General features: G+C 64.0%; 13 protein-coding genes. 6 read left to right on the plus strand and 7 right to left on the minus strand.

The genetic code is table 11. The features are described from left to right. Positions 1-70 precede the first annotated feature (70 nt). Complete coding sequence (locus NKJ23_RS28230) at positions 71-3,859, minus strand: DUF7929 domain-containing protein (RefSeq protein WP_352683884.1); 3,789 nt, start codon at positions 3,857-3,859, stop codon at positions 71-73. Positions 3,860-3,869: 10 nt separating this feature from the next. Further along, positions 3,870-5,831: a hypothetical protein gene (locus NKJ23_RS28235; RefSeq protein ID WP_352683886.1), complete on the minus strand. Its 1,962-nt coding sequence runs from the start codon at positions 5,829-5,831 to the stop codon at positions 3,870-3,872. 571 nt (positions 5,832-6,402) lie between these two features. On the opposite strand from NKJ23_RS28235, the gene dnaK reads away from it, so the two are divergent. The 6 genes from dnaK to NKJ23_RS28265 all read left to right on the plus strand — a co-directional run bounded on the left by dnaK (position 6,403) and on the right by NKJ23_RS28265 (position 12,067). Further along, positions 6,403-8,319: a molecular chaperone DnaK gene (dnaK, locus tag NKJ23_RS28240; RefSeq protein ID WP_023679851.1), complete on the plus strand. Its 1,917-nt coding sequence runs from the start codon at positions 6,403-6,405 to the stop codon at positions 8,317-8,319. A gap of 212 nt (positions 8,320-8,531) precedes the next feature. Beyond that, positions 8,532-9,662 carry a molecular chaperone DnaJ gene (dnaJ, locus tag NKJ23_RS28245; RefSeq protein WP_023679852.1) on the plus strand — a complete coding sequence of 377 codons (1,131 nt, stop codon included), beginning with the start codon at positions 8,532-8,534 and terminating at the stop codon, positions 9,660-9,662. Positions 9,663-9,779: 117 nt separating this feature from the next. After that, positions 9,780-10,385 carry a phospholipid N-methyltransferase PmtA gene (gene pmtA / locus NKJ23_RS28250; protein ID WP_023679853.1) on the plus strand — a complete coding sequence of 202 codons (606 nt, stop codon included), beginning with the start codon at positions 9,780-9,782 and terminating at the stop codon, positions 10,383-10,385. A gap of 60 nt (positions 10,386-10,445) precedes the next feature. Next, entirely contained in the window at positions 10,446-11,042 is a 597-nt protein-coding gene (locus NKJ23_RS28255) for an NADPH-dependent FMN reductase (RefSeq protein WP_352571544.1), read from the plus strand. After that, the gene (pyrF, locus tag NKJ23_RS28260; protein WP_023679855.1) at positions 11,039-11,752 is read left to right on the plus strand and encodes an orotidine-5'-phosphate decarboxylase; all 714 of its coding nucleotides are present in this window, start codon (positions 11,039-11,041) and stop codon (positions 11,750-11,752) included. The genes NKJ23_RS28255 and pyrF overlap by 4 nt, the downstream gene beginning before the upstream one ends. A gap of 27 nt (positions 11,753-11,779) precedes the next feature. Next, positions 11,780-12,067, plus strand: coding sequence for a DUF1330 domain-containing protein (locus NKJ23_RS28265; protein WP_352683888.1), 288 nt, complete (start codon positions 11,780-11,782; stop codon positions 12,065-12,067). Here the strand turns inward: NKJ23_RS28265 and NKJ23_RS28270 are convergent. From NKJ23_RS28270 to NKJ23_RS28290, 5 genes are all read right to left on the minus strand, one after another. Beyond that, entirely contained in the window at positions 12,064-13,122 is a 1,059-nt protein-coding gene (locus NKJ23_RS28270) for a D-alanine--D-alanine ligase family protein (protein WP_352683890.1), read from the minus strand. The genes NKJ23_RS28265 and NKJ23_RS28270 overlap by 4 nt on opposite strands. 270 nt (positions 13,123-13,392) lie before the next feature. Next, positions 13,393-14,274: an SMP-30/gluconolactonase/LRE family protein gene (locus NKJ23_RS28275; RefSeq protein ID WP_352449619.1), complete on the minus strand. Its 882-nt coding sequence runs from the start codon at positions 14,272-14,274 to the stop codon at positions 13,393-13,395. Beyond that, positions 14,274-14,912 carry a 2-dehydro-3-deoxy-6-phosphogalactonate aldolase gene (locus NKJ23_RS28280; RefSeq protein WP_352683892.1) on the minus strand — a complete coding sequence of 213 codons (639 nt, stop codon included), beginning with the start codon at positions 14,910-14,912 and terminating at the stop codon, positions 14,274-14,276. Before NKJ23_RS28280 ends, NKJ23_RS28275 begins: the two co-directional genes overlap by 1 nt. Continuing rightward, the gene (locus tag NKJ23_RS28285) at positions 14,909-15,853 is read right to left on the minus strand and encodes a 2-dehydro-3-deoxygalactonokinase (RefSeq protein WP_502902576.1); all 945 of its coding nucleotides are present in this window, start codon (positions 15,851-15,853) and stop codon (positions 14,909-14,911) included. Before NKJ23_RS28285 ends, NKJ23_RS28280 begins: the two co-directional genes overlap by 4 nt. Beyond that, entirely contained in the window at positions 15,853-16,620 is a 768-nt protein-coding gene (locus NKJ23_RS28290; protein WP_352614229.1) for an SDR family NAD(P)-dependent oxidoreductase, read from the minus strand. Before NKJ23_RS28290 ends, NKJ23_RS28285 begins: the two co-directional genes overlap by 1 nt. Positions 16,621-16,726: the final 106 nt, after the last annotated feature.

Here is a 16,726-nt window from a genome sequence, read left to right on the forward strand (position 1 = left end):
CCGCCGGATCGCTCCGGCGGGTTTTGGGTGACGCGAATCATCACCGTTTGAAGTTCGGTGCGCGATGATCCTATTGCTCGAGCAGCGGCTTACGCCTTGGCACGACCTGCTGAAGAACCTTTGGATTCAGCAGCAGGTTCGGTTTGCGGATCGGCTGGCACTGGCCATTGATCGGCCGCGCGCCCGGTGCGCATTCCAACCGTGGTTTGCGGCAGGCGCCGTCGCGCAGCTCTGTCCCACGCGGGCAGACGCAAACGCCACGCTTGTTGTGGATCTGACCAGGTATCGGGCACTCCACCACAACAGGCTTCTTGCGCCTGCAGGCATTGCCTTGCACTTCCGTGCCTTTCGGGCAGACGCAATCGCCGTTGGCGTCGTGGATCTGACCGCGAATGGTGCACTGCTCCGGCTTCGGTTGAATTGGCCGGCAGGCACTGCCCCTGACTTCCGTGCCTCTCGGGCAGACGCAATCGCCGTTGGCGTCGTGGATCTGGCCGCGGATGGTGCACTGCTCCGGCTTCGGCTGGATTGGCCGGCAGACATTGCCCCTGACTTCGGTGCCCCGTGGGCAGACGCAATCGCCAGCGGCGTTATGGATCTGGCCCCGAATGGTGCACTGCTCCGGCTTCGGCTGGATTGGCCGGCAGGCATTGCCTCTGACTTCCGTACCCCGCGGGCAGACGCAATCGCCAGCGGCGTCGTGGATCTGGCCACGGATGGTGCACTGCTCGGGCTGCGGCTTGCTGCCCACGCAAGCGCCGTTCTCCAGCTCGGTTCCGCGCGGACAGACGCAGCGTCTGTCTTCGGTACGGATCTGGCCTTTGAGCAGAACGCAAGGTTTTGGCTTCGGCACGATGACCGTGCCGCCCCCGGACGAGCATTGGCCATTGCGGAAGGTCGTGCCGGGCGGGCAGACGCAGTTGCCGGCGTCGTTCATGACGAAGCCTTGCGAGCATTCCTTCTTCACCTCATTCCTAATGGTGAAGGGATGGCAGGCATAGGCCTTGCCGCGATCACCCTGCATGTCGGCCGCACCGCGGGACAACACGTCGCCACCGCCTTGCACCGGCGTGTTCGGAGACAGCACGCCGACGCAGTTCTGGCCGTTGACAGTGCCCTGCAGATTGGCCAGACGACCGTCGTCGGGAATGGTCACGGTCACTGTGTGCACGTGGCTTTCCCCGGCGCCGAGCGTCAGTTGGGCGATGCAGGACAGAGGCAAGATTGCCGGCTCCGGCGAGCAGCCGAAGGGCGGATCGATCGAGGTGATCGCAACGCCTTCCAGCCGGCCGAGGCCTTCGACGCCGATCGCATCGCCGACGCGAACCGGACCGGAGAAGGCGCTCGCGCCATCGTTCGTGATGGTGATCTCGAACGAGCAGGGCTGGCCGGGCTTGCACTCGGCATCACCGGTCTTCTCGACGCGGATGGTCGAGGCGCCGCCGCCCTTGGCGCAGGCCTGGCCGATCGGATAGACGATGTCGTCTCCCGGAGCCGGGCCGTAGGAGCCGCGTGCGCAGTTCTCGAATTCGCCGTTCGCGGCAACCGTCACGTCGAAATGGCGGCTGGTTCCAGGCGTCATGACGGCGCCGGGAATCTGGCACGACAGCGCATTGGCCGGAACCGGTCCGCAAGTCCATTCCGCGCCGTCTGGGGTGACGGTCTGGATCTGGACCGGCGCTCCGCCGGCTATCAGCGTCGCGGCATCGTTGACCCGTACCGGACCGGTCGGGGCAGTGGTGCCGAGGCTGATGACGGTAATGCGGCAGGAAACGACCGCAGCACCGGCCAGCGAACCATTGCACAGCTTGGTGATGCGCAGGGCCGGCTGGCCGCCATTCGGATGACGGATGCGTTCCTTGGCGCAGGCCCTGTTGTTGGTGATGTCGTTCTCACCGGGAATAGCCTTCACCTCGGCGCAGTTCTCGACACTGTCGGGCCGGTAGTTGGCCGGCATCACCGCCCTGACGAAGATCGGCGTCGAGGCGCCAGGCAACAGCACGATGCCGGCGTTGTCGCAGCGGAACTGGCCGGGGCCGTTCGGTCCGCATGTCCATGGCGGCGTCGGGCCAAAGGTCGAGGATGCCGGCGCGCCGCCCGGATAGGTATCGACGACCGTCAGCGGCCCATTATAGGGGACGCTGCCATTGTTGATTATGTCGATTACGAAGGTGCAGACGCCATCGGCCGAGCAGAATTCGGTGCGGGCGCGCTTCTTCAGGATCAGGTCGACCTTCTTCTCCACCGGCGGCCGGCAGTCGCGGTCACGATCGCCACGCCGGCAGACCGGGATCGAGGCACAGCCGCGATCGTTTTGCTGGCTGCCGAAAAGCGGCTTGCCGCTGGCGCCGTAATTGTAAGTGGCGCAGTTGCGCAAGACGCTGCCTCGCCAGCCTGCGGCCGGCTTGAAGCCGAGCTTGAGGTCGACAGAGGCACCCGGATTGAGCGTGGTCACCGGATGAGTGCAAATCATCGGGGTGGTTCCAGGCGCGCAGACCCAAGGCGGGTTCGGCCCTGAATCGAGGGTGGAGCCGGCCGGCAGGGTGACTTCGTCGAGCACGATCTTGCCGTGGTAGGGTGCATCGCCGACATTGGTGACCCTGATGGTGAAGTCGCAGCCGCCGCCCATCGTGCAACGTTGCACGTCGGCGCGCTTTTCGACGTTCAGATCCGGTTCCTTGTCCTTCGGTGGGCAGCGCTGATCACGCGGGATGACGATACCGATGGTCTGCGTACAGCACAGGCCCCAGCCCTCCCTCGGGCCGGCATAGGTTTCGATACCGGTGACGATGATGTGGATGACGTCGCCGGGTGAAGCGCCGACGATCTTCCAATTGAGCACACCGCCGCCGGCCGGCACCAATTGCGTGTCGGGAATGATGGTGATGCCGGGTGTCGTCGTCGAAAGCTGCACCCATTTGCCAGCCATCTCTGGGCCGACCGGCATGTGGTAGATGAAGGCGCCGCCGCCGGGCACGCAATCGACCGTGCCGCGCTCCACCTTGAAGCATTCTTTGCCGGGAGGTGGAGGCGGCGGGTTGCACCTGGTGACGTCGATCTTGATCGAGGTCTTTGCACCCGTGAGGTAATTGCCGTCGTCCGGTTTGCCCGGGTCCTGCGACGGGATTTCGATGCCGGCGCCGCGTTCGCGGCTCACCTTGACCATGCCCTGGTTGTGAATGATCGTCGGCGACGGAAACGCCGCATGGTCGATCTTGGCGGTGATCTGGAACGTGATGACGCGCTCGTTCGCAGCGCCGATGCCGTCGAGATCGCTGGCGGAAATCCGGAAATCGGACACCGTCGCCGTATCGTCCGGGCCAGCCGAACTGCTGATCGCAGCGCCGGGCAGCGGTCCGCCGGACGCATCGGTGCCGTCGCCGGTCACATGTACGCCGACGATGCGCAGGCCGTGCGGGAGCTGGTCCCTGAAATCGAGCCTGACCTTTTTCAGCATGGCGGCGAGGTCCGGGCTGGCAAAACCCTGCGGATTGCCGCGCAAGCCAAAGCTCAGCGAGTATACGACATAGTCGCAGCCTCTCTGGGTGCCTTTCTTGGTGAAGAAGGGCACGATCCGGCCCGGCTCCGGATTGACGGTGCGAGGATTGTCGAAATCGAGCCTGGGATCTGGAACGGCAGTGTAGATGCCCGCATCGGCAGGCTTGGTCTTGGCCGGAGCAAGGTCTTCAGCGAAGCCTTGCAGCGGACTCAGCATGGCGACCGCGATACCGGCCGCCATCAGCCAGCGCACGCCGCGCCTGGCGAGTGACAGGGGTTTCATGATGGTCTCCATGACGATAGATTGTTTGCCGGTTGATTGGCTGCTTGTCGCAGGCGGGAAAAATGCGAGATTGCTCATCTTCCCCTCCTCACGGTTCGCAGCTGACGGCTGGGGTTCTGAGCCGCAAGGTCATCTTGCAGCAAGGGTAGTAGCCACCCTTGTCGCTATCGGACTGCCTGTAGAAGCAGAGCCCGACATCGACCGTATCGCCAGGGTAATGGCCGGTGATGCCGATCGTGTATGGCGCGCCGGGCGCATGCGACAGAGGTGAAGTCACCCCAACGCCAGGCGTCCTGGACAGAGCCTTGATCGAATCGCCGCCAAAGCCGGCATGGTCATGGAGATAGAGATCGGCCTCGAGGCCGGAGGGCGTGCAGAAATACCTGACATCCTCGACATCGAGGCAAGGAGGCAGATTGCCGGGGGGCGGAAAGTCCGGCGGATAGAACGGTGGCAGATAGCCGCCCGGCACCTGCTCGTAATAGCCGGCACGGCCTTCGCAGGGGCGCCAGACCTCGACGTCGCCGACATGGCCTTCGACTTCCGGGTCTTCGAAATAATTGTCGAAGTCGACGAACCACGAGCCGAAAGGCGGCATGTTGGCCGGCTTGACCAGTGCCGTCGGCGTGATTTGCACGCCGTGCACGGCGAGCGGCCCGCCGGCTGCGAGTTGTTCGGCAAGCTCCGGGTTGTCGCGCAACTTGTCGCCGGTATCGACCAACGTGTCGGTGCAGACGCCGGTATCGAGATTGCCTTCGGCATCGTAGCCATATTGCAGGTCGAGGCCGCCGGCCGACTGTCGGTTGTCTTGCGGGAAGCCGACCGCATATTCCTGCGGCACTTCCACCCAGGCCGATTCCGTCGCCGGATCGTCCGGATTTTCGCGCCAGTAGCGGATGACCTGACCCTTGCCGGAATCGGCGAACTGGCTGTAGTCGTAGCGGTTCTCCACCGGGCCGCGCTGGGCCAGGTACATGAAGCCCTCGTTGTCGAAGGCGATGTCGGTGACCGCGTAATCCTTGTCGGCCTTGACCGTCAGTTCCCAGCGCGGGTCGCCGGCGAAACTGCCATCGCCGGCAACGCCCACCGACCAGATCTCCGCCTTATCACCGACCGAATAATAGAGCCGGCCGCCACGATAGACGACTGACCAGACGCGGCGCTCGTCCTGCGTGTAGCCCCAGCTGTCGGGGTCCTCGCTGTCGAAGGCAGCACCCTGGATGTCAATCACCGAGCCGTCGTCGGCAAGGGCGGCAAGCCCGTGCGCCGGGCGGCCGGCTATGCCGTGGTCGAACGTGTCGAGCAGCGCGCCATTGGCGTCGATGCGGTGGATGAGGCCGGTGTCGAGATCGCTGGCGAAGAACTGGCGGTGGATATTGTCGAAAGTGACGTCGCCGATGCCGGGACCGCTATTGGCGTCGATATCGGCGAATTTCGAGACGGCGCCGGTGATGCCGTCGATCTTCCAGATCGTTCCGGGGCCGCCGCCGTTTTCGGTGCCGAACTGGCCGTCCATGAAGACCGCGTCAGCCGTGCCGCGGCGCTGCCGCTCCGGCCGGCCGTCGGCGTCGCCGTCTGGCGTGACTATGCGGATGCCGTGCAGCGACGTGGCGCCGGCATAGAGGTTTGGAATAGCCGATGGAACGCCGTCGCGCACGCCGTCGTCGTAGGTGATGCCGAACACCTGGCCGATTTGCCCGGCCGTGACCTCGAACGGTGGCGGGGTGAAGACCAATTGGCCAGACGCCGGCCCGCCCAACCTTGAGACGTCGAAGATGCGCAACGTCGCGCGCGCCGTGTCGATGAAGGTTTCGTCGACGGGATCGACGCCCGGCGGCAGGCCTTCCTCGAAATTGGGAATGATGGTGCCGGAGAATCCGGTCACTGCCATCGAGCCGGGATAGATGATCCGGGTTTCCTGAGCCTGGGCCGAGCCACCGAGCCAGAGCCCAGCGGCGAGCGCCAAGATCGACAATCCGCTGGCAGCCTGGATGGCGCGGCGCAAACGGCCGGCACGAGAGCGCACGAACGCGCCGTGGTCGCAAGACATGGATCTCCCCCCACAGGTCATGGGAGAAACATCCGGTCCCGCCGCGCAAATCAGGGCAAGGCGCGGCGTTCCGGCACGTTCATCCCTGATCGAATTGTCTGCTTTCCTCAACGTCACGATACGCCTGCGTCCGCGCAGGGTCAACGGAACCAGCGGAAAGCCCAGCGCATCGACCCGGTCCCAAAGGCGATGGTCGCGCTGAGTTCCTGCTGTTCCCGGAGACCATGGAGCCTCTGGATCTGTGGTCATGGGGCTTTCCTTTCCGGGGCCGCACCACGCGGCACCTGAGCGTCAGTCGCGGGGCGAGGCGGAAAGGTTCATGGGCCGGGGGCCGGGCCGGCTGGATCACCGTCGGAAAATACGGGCCTGCCGGTCCCGAATCCAATCAACCGCGATGAATGGTGAACGCCTTGCGCAGAATGCTTGCGCGCCACGCAGCCTGTTCTTATATACGCGCCAAGCCGTCCAGCGCCGAATGCCGGTTGCCGGAGCGGAATTTCTTGTGAACAGGGGCTTTCGTCGGAACGCCTGTACGGGTCCTGAGAGCCTGCTTAGCGGAGAGATTAGAGAAATGGCAAAAGTAATCGGTATCGATCTGGGAACAACCAATTCCTGTGTCGCCATCATGGACGGCAAGGAATCCAAGGTCATCGAGAATGCGGAAGGCGCGCGCACGACCCCTTCCATCGTCGCCATCAACAGCGACGGCGAGCGCCTCGTCGGCCAGCCGGCCAAGCGCCAGGCGGTTACCAATCCTGAGAACACCATTTTCGCGGTCAAGCGCCTGATCGGCCGCCGCTACGACGATCCGGTGACGGAGAAGGACAAGAAGCTTGTCCCCTACAAGATCGTCAAAGGCGACAATGGCGATGCCTGGGTGGAGGCAGGCGGCAAGAAGCAGTCGCCTAGCCAGATCTCGGCGATGATCCTGCAGAAGATGAAGGAAACGGCGGAGGCCTATCTCGGCGAGAAGGTCGAGAAGGCGGTCATCACCGTTCCGGCCTATTTCAACGACGCCCAGCGCCAGGCGACCAAGGATGCCGGCAAGATCGCCGGCCTCGAAGTGCTGCGCATCATCAACGAGCCAACGGCGGCCGCGCTTGCCTATGGACTGGACAAGAAGGAAGGCAAGACGATTGCCGTCTATGACCTTGGCGGCGGCACGTTCGATATTTCGGTGCTCGAAATCGGCGACGGCGTGTTCGAGGTGAAGTCGACCAATGGCGACACCTTCCTCGGCGGCGAGGATTTCGACATGCGTCTGGTCGAATATCTGGCGGCCGAGTTCAAGAAGGAACAGGGCATCGACCTGCGGAACGACAAGCTCGCCCTTCAGCGCCTCAAGGAAGCGGCTGAAAAGGCCAAGATCGAGCTGTCGTCCACCACGCAGACCGAGATCAACCTGCCCTTCATCACCGCCGATGCCACCGGCCCCAAGCACCTGACGCTGAAGCTGACGCGGGCGAAGTTCGAGAGTCTGGTCGAGGATCTCGTCCAGCGCACGATCGATCCTTGCAAGGCGGCGCTCAAGGATGCCGGCCTGAAGGCCGGCGAAATCGACGAAGTCGTCCTGGTCGGCGGCATGACCCGTATGCCCAAGATCCAGGAGATCGTGAAGCAGTTCTTCGGCAAGGAGCCGCACAAGGGCGTCAACCCGGATGAGGTCGTCGCGTTGGGCGCCGCTATCCAGGCCGGCGTGCTGCAGGGCGACGTCAAGGACGTGCTGCTGCTCGACGTGACGCCGTTGTCGCTCGGCATCGAGACGCTGGGCGGCGTGTTCACGCGGCTGATCGAACGCAACACGACGATTCCGACAAAGAAGAGCCAGGTGTTCTCCACGGCCGAGGATTCGCAGTCGGCGGTGACCATCCGCGTCTTCCAGGGCGAGCGTGAAATGGCCGCCGACAACAAGGCGCTCGGCCAGTTCGATCTGGTCGGCATCCCGCCTGCGCCGCGCGGCGTGCCGCAGATCGAGGTCACCTTCGACATCGACGCCAACGGCATCGTCAACGTCTCGGCCAAGGACAAGGGCACCGGCAAGGAGCACCAGATCCGCATCCAGGCGTCCGGCGGCCTTTCGGACGCCGACATCGAGAAGATGGTCAAGGACGCCGAGGCCAATGCCGAAGCCGACAAGAAGCGGCGCGCGCTGGTCGAGGCCCGCAACCAGGCCGAGGCGCTGGTGCATTCCTCGGAGAAATCTCTGAAGGAATACGGCGAGAAGGTTTCCGAGGCCGACCGCACGGCGATTGCCGATGCGATCGCGGCTCTGAAGACCGCTGCCGAAGGCGACGATGTGACCGAGATCGAGGCCAAGACGCAGACGCTCGCCGAAGTCTCGATGAAGCTCGGCCAGGCCATGTACGAGGCTTCGCAGAAGGAAGCCGCCGAGGCCGACGCCAAGGCTGATGCCGCCAAGGACAGTGACGTCGTCGATGCCGACTTCGAGGAAATCGACGAAGACGACGAGAAGAAGAAGTCGGCCTGAACCGCCTGACGGTACAGGTAAGGGAAAAGCCCGGCGCACAGCCGGGCTTTTTTGCAACCCTTTGCCGGAAAAACGCTGAGCTGCCCGAAAAAATGCGGACAAAGCCTCGTAGACACTGGCATCGCGGCTCCATCACACCTAAATCGGAACAGCGTGCCGGCAAACGACGCAACGATGCTTCAAGACGTTGACTATCCGGACTGCGGGAAAACATGAAAGCTGATTTTTACGAAACGCTAGGCGTGCAAAAGGGCGCCGACGAGAAGGAGCTCAAGAGCGCTTTTCGCAAGCTCGCCATGCAGTTCCATCCCGACCGCAACCCAGGCGACCATGCCTGCGAGCACAAGTTCAAGGAAATCAACGAAGCCTACGAGACACTGAAGGACCCGCAGAAGCGCGCCGCCTATGATCGCTTCGGCCACGCCGCCTTCGAGCACGGCGGTATGAATGGCGGGGCGCAAGGCTTTGGCGCCGGCGGCTTCGCCGACATTTTCGAAGACATTTTCGGCGACATGATGGGCGGGCGCCAGCGCCGCTCGTCCGGCGGACGCGAGCGCGGCGCCGACCTGCGCTACAATATGGAAATTACGCTGGAAGAGGCATTTTCCGGCAAGACCGCGCAGATTCGGGTGCCAGCCTCGATTTCCTGCTCGGAATGCTCGGGCAGCGGCGCCAAGCCTGGCACCCAGCCCGTCACCTGCTCGATGTGCAACGGCCACGGCAAGGTGCGCGCCACGCAAGGCTTCTTCTCGATCGAGCGCACCTGCCCGCAATGCCAGGGGCGCGGCCAGACCATCAAGGATCCGTGCCCGAAATGCGCCGGCCAAGGCCGTGTCACCGAGGAGCGCTCGCTGTCGGTAAACATCCCTGCCGGCATCGAGGATGGCACCCGCATCCGGCTGGCCAATGAGGGCGAGGCTGGCCTGCGCGGCGGCCCGTCGGGCGATCTCTACATCTTCCTCGCGGTCAAGCCGCACGAATTCTTCCAGCGCGACGGGGCCGATCTTTATTGCAAGGTGCCGATCTCGATGACGACGGCAGCGCTTGGCGGCTCGTTCGAGGTGACGACACTGGATGGTACCCAGACGAAGGTGAAGGTGCCGGAAGGCACCCAGAACGGTCGCCAGTTCCGCCTCAAGGGCAAGGGCATGCCTGTGCTGCGCCAGCCCAATATCGGCGACCTCTACATCCAGACCGTGGTTGAGACGCCGCAGAACCTTTCGCGCCGTCAGCGCGAATTGCTGGAGGAATTCGAGCAGCTTTCCTCAAAGGACAATTCGCCTCAGTCGAGCGGATTTTTCGCCCGCATGAAAGACTTTTTCGAAACGTTCGGCGAGCACTGAAGCTGATCCCTGGAAAACGCTTCCCGAGCGTCATCAACACCTTATCCGGGGATTCGCCTTGTCTTGCACCTCGTAACTGCTAAGTAGCATGCGAGGGAGCGTTGAGGAGGACTTTCAATGACGCGTAGTCCCGGACTGCGAAAGACGCTGGCGGAAAAGTTCGACGACGAGCTGAAGTTCTTCAAGGGCTGGATCGACAAGCCGAAGGCGGTCGGTTCGATCGTCCCGACCAGTTCCATCACCGCAGGCAAGATGGCCTCGATCGTCGATCCGACATCTGGCCTGCCGGTGCTCGAGGTCGGGCCCGGTACAGGCGTCATCACACGCGCCATCCTCGCCCAGGGCATAAAGCCTGAGAATCTCTACGCGGTCGAATATTCCACTGATTTCGTGCGCCATCTGCGCCAGCTTTATCCAGGCGTCAACGTCATCGAGGGCGACGCCTTCAATCTCGACGCGACGCTTGGCGACAAGCGCGACCTGATCTTCGATTCTGTGATATCGGGCGTGCCGCTGCTCAATTTCCCTGTCGCCCAGCGCATCGCCTATGTCGAGAGCCTGCTCGACCGTATCCCGGCGGGCCGGCCGATCGTGCAGCTGACTTACGGGCCGCTGTCGCCGATCCCGCCGGGCCGCGGCGACTATACGGTCGAGCATTTCCATTTCGTCATCCGCAACATTCCGCCGACGCAGCTTTGGATCTACCGACGCGGGGCCGCATGAATTGAAGCGTTGGGTTTGAATAGCACTTGTCTTATACCCATCGGGTGACAAGGCGGACCCATGGCTGTGATCCCGAAAATTCTCGTCGTCGCCGGTTCGTTGCGCAGCGGCGCCTATAGCGGCAGGACCGCCGACGTGGCACAGAAGGAACTTGCCATGCAGGGCGCCGAGGTGACCCGCATCTCGCTCGCCGACTATCCGCTGCCGATCCTCGACCAGGATTTGGAAAAGGACGAAGGCATTCCCGAAAACGCCGTCAAGCTCGGCCGGATGATCGCCGCCCATGACGGGCTGCTGATCGCGACGCCCGAATATAACGGCTCCATTCCACCGCTGCTCAAGAACAGCATCGATTGGGTGAGCCAGCTGCGCAAGGATGGCGGCCGGACGTTCAGGCCGCTTGCCGGCAAGGTCGCCGGCCTCTGCTCGTCTTCCAACGGACCCTTCGGCGGGATACGCTGCATCAACCATCTGCGCGCCGTTCTGGTACGCTGCCGGATGGAGGTGGTGACACCGGAGTGTTCGGTGCCGGAGGGCGGCTACGCCTTCGACGACGAGGGCAACTTCCGGGACGAAAGACTACGCCAATCGATGGAGCACCTATGCCGAACGCTGATCGAAACCTCGCGCATGCTGTCGACGCGGATCGAGGCATGATCCCGGACGCCGCGCATGCCGACACGATGCAGGAACGGCTGATCGTCGGCCTCGACCTGCCGACGCTGAAGGAAGCCGAGAAAGCGGTGCGCGAGCTCGACGGGATCGTCTCCTTCTACAAGATCGGTTACCAGCTCGCCTTTGCCGGCGGGCTCGATTTCGCCCGCGAGCTGGCCAGCGGCGGCACCAGGATCTTTCTCGACATGAAGCTCCTCGACATCGATAACACCGTTGCCAAGGGGGTCGACAACATCGCCAGGATGGGCATGAGCATGCTGACCATCCATGCCTATCCGAAGACGATGAAGGCGGCGGTCGAAGCCGCGAGGGGCAGCGACCTTTGCCTGCTCGGGGTCACCGTGCTGACCTCGATGGACGAGCAGGACGTGATCGACGCCGGCTATGAGTATGATCCGCATACGCTAGTGCTGAGGCGCTCCGAGCAGGCGCTGCATGCCGGCATGGGCGGCATCGTCTGCTCGGCCGAAGAAGCCGAGGCGGTGCGCCGCATCGTCGGCCCCGACCTGGCGGTCGTGACGCCGGGAATCCGGCCGAAGGGCAGCGACCATGGCGACCAGAAACGCGTGGTGACGCCGGCGCAGGCGATCCGCAACGGCTCCAGCCACCTCGTCGTCGGCCGGCCGATCGTCGGTGCGGCCGACAGGCGGGCGGCAGCGGAAGCGATCCTCGATGAAATGCGCTCGGCCTGAGGGCAGGAATTAACCCGGAGAAAAGCCATGCCCAAGGGATACTGGATCGCTCGCGTCGACGTGCGCGATGCGGAAGGCTACAAAGACTATGTCGCCGCCGCCAAACCGGCCTTCGATCGCTTCGGCGCCAAGTTCCTGGCGCGCGGCGGCGCACATGAGAAGGCCGAGGGGCCGGGCCGCGACCGCAACGTGATCATCGAGTTTCCGTCGCTTGCGGCGGCGCATGACTGCTACCACTCGCCCGAATACCAGCGCGCCGTCGCGATCCGCCAGAAGGTGGCCGATGGTGAAATCGCGCTGGTCGAGGGGATTTAGGCGAGAAGCCGGTTCGCCGCTGCCTCCGCCATCGCGTCGGCGAGGCTCAAGCCCCATTGCTGGCGACAGTAATCGCGGAAATCGAAGCAGGGCAAGCCGGGGCAGACCTCGAACTCGATGAGGTGGACGCTGTCGTCGGCTTCGACCCGGAAATCGATGGAAAACACATCCCGCAGGCCAAGCCCGACCATCAGGCGTTCGGCGATGCGACGGATTCTTGCATCGGCTTCAGGCTGGCTGCCGGCGACCGGCAGCAGCACCGGCTCGGTATATTTTCCCGCAGCTTTCGCCGCTGCGCCGGTATCGCCGTAAAGCGCCAGGCTGTCCTGCATGGTCTGGAAATCGCCGCCCGAACCGACAAAGGCGATGCCCAGCGCCTCGACGCCGGTATCCGGCCTCAATCCGAGAAAACTGGCGCGCGCGTTGCGGCCGGCGACATAGGGCTGGACGATGACATCGTCGCGATAGGCGGCGAAGACGCGCCGGCTAAGCTCCAGCGCGTGGCCGAGATCGTGGCAGTGCGAATGCGGCCAGATGCCGATCTTGGCGCCGAGCCGGTTCGGCTTGACGAACCAGCCGGCGGGCGAGGCCGGCGGCGCGACCAGCCAGGCGCCGTCACGGGCAAGGCCCGCCTGCGGCACCGGCAGGCCAAGCGCGCCGAGCACGGCGCCGGACCGGAACTTGTCCTGACAGAGCGCGAACAGCGCATCGTCGGCGCCGATCGCCTTCAGGCCATTCAGCCGTGCCAGAGCCGGTGCCGCGCCGCCGCGGAAATAGGCGACGCCGTCGGTCAGCGTCCAGACAAGCGTGGTCTTCGGGTCCTCGCCGGCGAGAACGCTTGCGGCGTCGTCGAGCGCCACCGGCGCAAATGACAGGCCGCGCTTCTGGCAAGCGGCGGCAAGTGCGTCGAATTCAGCAGCGATATCGGTCGATTGCGCCAGATAGGAGGCGATTTCGGCGGCACGCTCCGGCACGTGGTTATCGGCGACCAGCCGATCGAAGCAAGCCTTTTCTGGCTCGTAGACAAGGATCAGCTTCGGCTCGCGGCTTGACATGATCGAAACGATTTCCCGGCAGCACGATTGCCTAAAGCAATTCCAGGAAAAGTGTGAAACGGTTTTCCGTCCGGAATTGCGTCAAAACAAAGAGATAGAGCGTTTCAGCGTTCCCGCGAAACGATGAACCGTTCTAGCATCGCACGGCGAATGCATTCGGCTTTCGCGGAACCGACGTCAGCCGGACGCCTGCACGACAGCAACGGCGCCATCTTCCTGGTTGACCATGATCTTTTCCGAAAACCGGTTCCCACTTTTCGGGATCATGGTCTAGCCAATCAGCACGCGTGGCTCGAAGCGACCATTGACTGGAATGTCGAGCATGAATGTCATGCCGGCTTGCGGGTCGAGCAGGCGCTGCTTCTCGCTTTTGCCCGACCAGGCGGAGGTGACCGCCAGCCGGTCGGCATTCCTGCCGACGAAAGCCGGACAGGAAGGCTGCGTCGCCGGCATCGCCACCGAACGGACGAGCTTGCCGTCGGGTCCATAGGCTTCGACGACGCTGCCGCCCCAGCAGGCGTTCCACAATATGCCGTCACGGTCGAGCACCGAACCATCGATATAGCCCTTGGCCGAACGGTGGTCGACGAAGACCTTCGGTTCGCCAACCGGCAGTCCGGTCACCGGATCGCAGCCGACGCGCATCAACAGCCCGGTGCTGGTGTCGGTGTAATAGGCGATCGTCCCATCCTCGGAAAAGCAGATCGAATTGGGCACCGTGACGTCGGCATAGAGCCGGCGCAGCTCGCCCTTGAAGAACCAGTAGATCGAACCGGCACCCTTCTCCTCGCCCTTGCCCATGGTGCCGACCCACAGCGCGCCGCAAGGGTGAACGCGTGAATCGTTCGAGCGGGTGACCGTATTGTCGGCCTCGATCGGCGTGTGCAGCGTCAGCTTGCCGGTCGCGACGTCGCGGACATGCAGACCGGTCTCGGTGGCGATCAGCTGGCGTTGGTCGTCGATGATGCAGATGGCGCTGGCCATCTGACCGAGCTCGTGGATTTTGACGGCACCGCCCGACAGGCGCTGTTCGAGGAGCTGGCCGTTGACGATGTCGAACCAGTAGAGCGTGTCGGTGGCAGGGTCATAGCTTGGTCCCTCGCCGAGTTGGCAGACATGGTCGGAAAAAACCGAAACAATGGTCTCGCTCATCATGCCGCTCCAAACGCCGCGTCCCAGGCCTGAACTGCGGCTTTCGCTCGCGCTGCCACTTCGTCGACGCTCATGCCCGGCTTGAACAGGCTGGAGCCAAGACCGAAGACGCTGACGCCGGCTGCCTTGTAGCCGGCAAAATCCTTGTCCGAAACGCCGCCGACCGCGCCGACCAGCACACTGGCCGGCAGCACCGCGCGCATCGCCGAAATGCCTGCCGCGCCAAGCACGCTCGCCGGGAAGAATTTCAATGCCGAGGCGCCGAGCCGGATTGCCTGAAATGCCTCGGTCGGCGTGAACACGCCGGGCATCGTCACCATGCCGTAGTGCATGGCACGGCCCATGACCTCGGCATCGATATTGGGGCTGACCAGCAGCCGCCCGCCGGCCTTGTGCAGGCCGTTGACATCGGCGGCGCTGAGCACCGTGCCGGCACCGACCAGGGCCGTTGGAGGAAGCGCTCCGACAATGCTGGCGATGGAGGCGTAAGGATCGGGCGAGTTGAGCGGCACCTCGATCGCTTCGATACCGGCGCCGAAGATCGCCTGGCCGATCGCCACCGCCTCGCTTGGCTTGAGGCCACGCAGGATGGCGACCAGACCCCGCTCGAGCTTTGGAAAAGGTGCGGTTTCGGTCATGCGGCAACTCCATTTCCAGCGATCATGCCATTTTCGCGCGCGGCTTCGGCAAGACCGGCACGCACCGCCTCGTCGGCGTCGACCACCCTGACCGCGAGCCCGGCAAGGCCGAGGGCGTCGGCATAGAGCTTGCCGAGTGCGCCCGACGCGATCAGCACGACGGGCACGGCCCCATAACGGCGATTTGCCGAAGCGATCTCGCCGCCGATCAGCAGGCCGGACAGGCAGGCGGCGGCATCCTCGGGCTTCAGATCCTGCAGCAGGCTGGCGGCGCGGATCGAGAACAGTCTTGAACCGATGTCACCGCCTTCGGCCAACGCCTTCAGGCACCACTCCCGGAAAAATGGATTTTCGGCGGCAACCGGCTTCGGCGGCTCGCCCAGCGAATGGCGCAAGATCGAGTGCGCGGCCAGCACCGAAAACAGCTCGCCGGTCGGCCAGGTGCCGAAACCGGCAACAGAGCCGTCCTCGACCAGCACCCATTTGGAATGGGTGCCAGGCATGCAGACGAGATGGCGTCCCTTTGCCGGCAAACCTGCGCCGGCAAGCTGCGTCTCCTCGCCGCGCATGACATCCGGGGCGTCGGCCAGACGCTGGGCAAGGCCGGGCACGATGCGGATGTCGCGGCGCTGGCCGGGGATGCGGGCAGCGCCGGCGAGAATAGCGCCGATCGGCGCCGGCACGCTGACATAGGGCGCCTCCAGCCAGCCCTGGCGCGAACCGGCCATGCCGCAAATGATGACCGGCAGCGCCTCGGGAGCACCCAGGGCAGCCAGATGCCCTTCGAGAATGGACGAAAATCCTTTAGCCTGGGCGGTGATCAGTCCGTCATCGCCGCGCCGCTCGGCGAGAACCTTGCCGGCGCCGTCGAGCAGCCAGACCCTCATGCGGGTGGTGCCCCAGTCGACGGCCGCGACGGAAGCTGCCTTGCTCGATGAGATCACAGGAACCCCCCATCGACGATCAGCATCTGCGCGGTCAGCATGCGTGAGGCATCCGACGCCAGGAACAGCACGGTGCCGACAATGTCTTCCGGCTGCATCACCTCTTTGATGCACTGTTTGGCGACATGAGCGGCGAGCGCTTCTTCGGTGACCCAGAGCTTTCTCTGCCGCTCGGTGATCACCCAGCCGGGCGCGATCGCGTTGACACGGATGCCGTCGACGCCGAGCTTGCCGGCAAGACCCTTGGTGAGACCGACGATGCCGGCCTTGGCGGCGGTGTAGGCCGGCATATCGGGATGGTTGATGAGAAACGACGTCGAGGTGAAGTTGATGATCGAGCCGCCGCCGGCCCGCTTCATGCCCGGCGCCACCGCCTGTGCGCTGAAGAAATGCGGGCGCAGGTTGATGGCATGGTTGTTGTCCCAGAACTCCACCGTGACGTCTTCGACGGCATGACGGTCATCCTGCGCGGCATTGTTGATCAGCACGGTCACGTCGCCATGCGCCTTGGCGGCTTTAGCCGCCGATAGCCGCAACGCCTCGATGTCGCGTATGTCGGTCTTGAGATAAAGCGGCCGCCGGCCCAGCTCCTTGTCTAACCGATCGGCCAGCGCCACACTCGGACGGTCCGCGATATCGATGAAGGCGACCTTTGCCCCCTGGCGGACAAAACCTTCGGTCAAGGCAGCACCAATGCCGGAGCCGCCACCGGTGATCAGCACCGAAGCGCCTTCGAGGTCGGCAAAGCGTGCCGATGGCATCATGAAATTCTCTCCCGGTCCAATGATCTCGGTCGGCCGGCGCGCATCCTATCCAGCCGTGTCGGGCGGGCAAGGGCGAAAGAGTGGATTGTCAGGACTTATGACCGAC

Origin of the sequence: Mesorhizobium sp. M0184 (genome assembly GCF_040322215.1) — a bacterium.
GTDB lineage: Bacteria > Pseudomonadota > Alphaproteobacteria > Rhizobiales > Rhizobiaceae > Mesorhizobium.

Excerpts from the sequence above, each read along its gene's own strand:
- NKJ23_RS28230 (WP_352683884.1), bottom strand. The coding sequence starts at position 3,859 with ATGAGCAATCTCGCATTTTTCCCGCCTGCGACAAGCAGCCAATCAACC.
- NKJ23_RS28235 (WP_352683886.1), bottom strand. The coding sequence starts at position 5,831 with ATGTCTTGCGACCACGGCGCGTTCGTGCGCTCTCGTGCCGGCCGTTTG.
- dnaK (WP_023679851.1), top strand. The coding sequence starts at position 6,403 with ATGGCAAAAGTAATCGGTATCGATCTGGGAACAACCAATTCCTGTGTC.
- dnaJ (WP_023679852.1), top strand. The coding sequence starts at position 8,532 with ATGAAAGCTGATTTTTACGAAACGCTAGGCGTGCAAAAGGGCGCCGAC.
- pmtA (WP_023679853.1), top strand. The coding sequence starts at position 9,780 with ATGACGCGTAGTCCCGGACTGCGAAAGACGCTGGCGGAAAAGTTCGAC.
- NKJ23_RS28255 (WP_352571544.1), top strand. The coding sequence starts at position 10,446 with ATGGCTGTGATCCCGAAAATTCTCGTCGTCGCCGGTTCGTTGCGCAGC.
- pyrF (WP_023679855.1), top strand. The coding sequence starts at position 11,039 with ATGATCCCGGACGCCGCGCATGCCGACACGATGCAGGAACGGCTGATC.
- NKJ23_RS28265 (WP_352683888.1), top strand. The coding sequence starts at position 11,780 with ATGCCCAAGGGATACTGGATCGCTCGCGTCGACGTGCGCGATGCGGAA.
- NKJ23_RS28270 (WP_352683890.1), bottom strand. The coding sequence starts at position 13,122 with ATGTCAAGCCGCGAGCCGAAGCTGATCCTTGTCTACGAGCCAGAAAAG.
- NKJ23_RS28275 (WP_352449619.1), bottom strand. The coding sequence starts at position 14,274 with ATGAGCGAGACCATTGTTTCGGTTTTTTCCGACCATGTCTGCCAACTC.
- NKJ23_RS28280 (WP_352683892.1), bottom strand. The coding sequence starts at position 14,912 with ATGACCGAAACCGCACCTTTTCCAAAGCTCGAGCGGGGTCTGGTCGCC.
- NKJ23_RS28290 (WP_352614229.1), bottom strand. The coding sequence starts at position 16,620 with ATGATGCCATCGGCACGCTTTGCCGACCTCGAAGGCGCTTCGGTGCTG.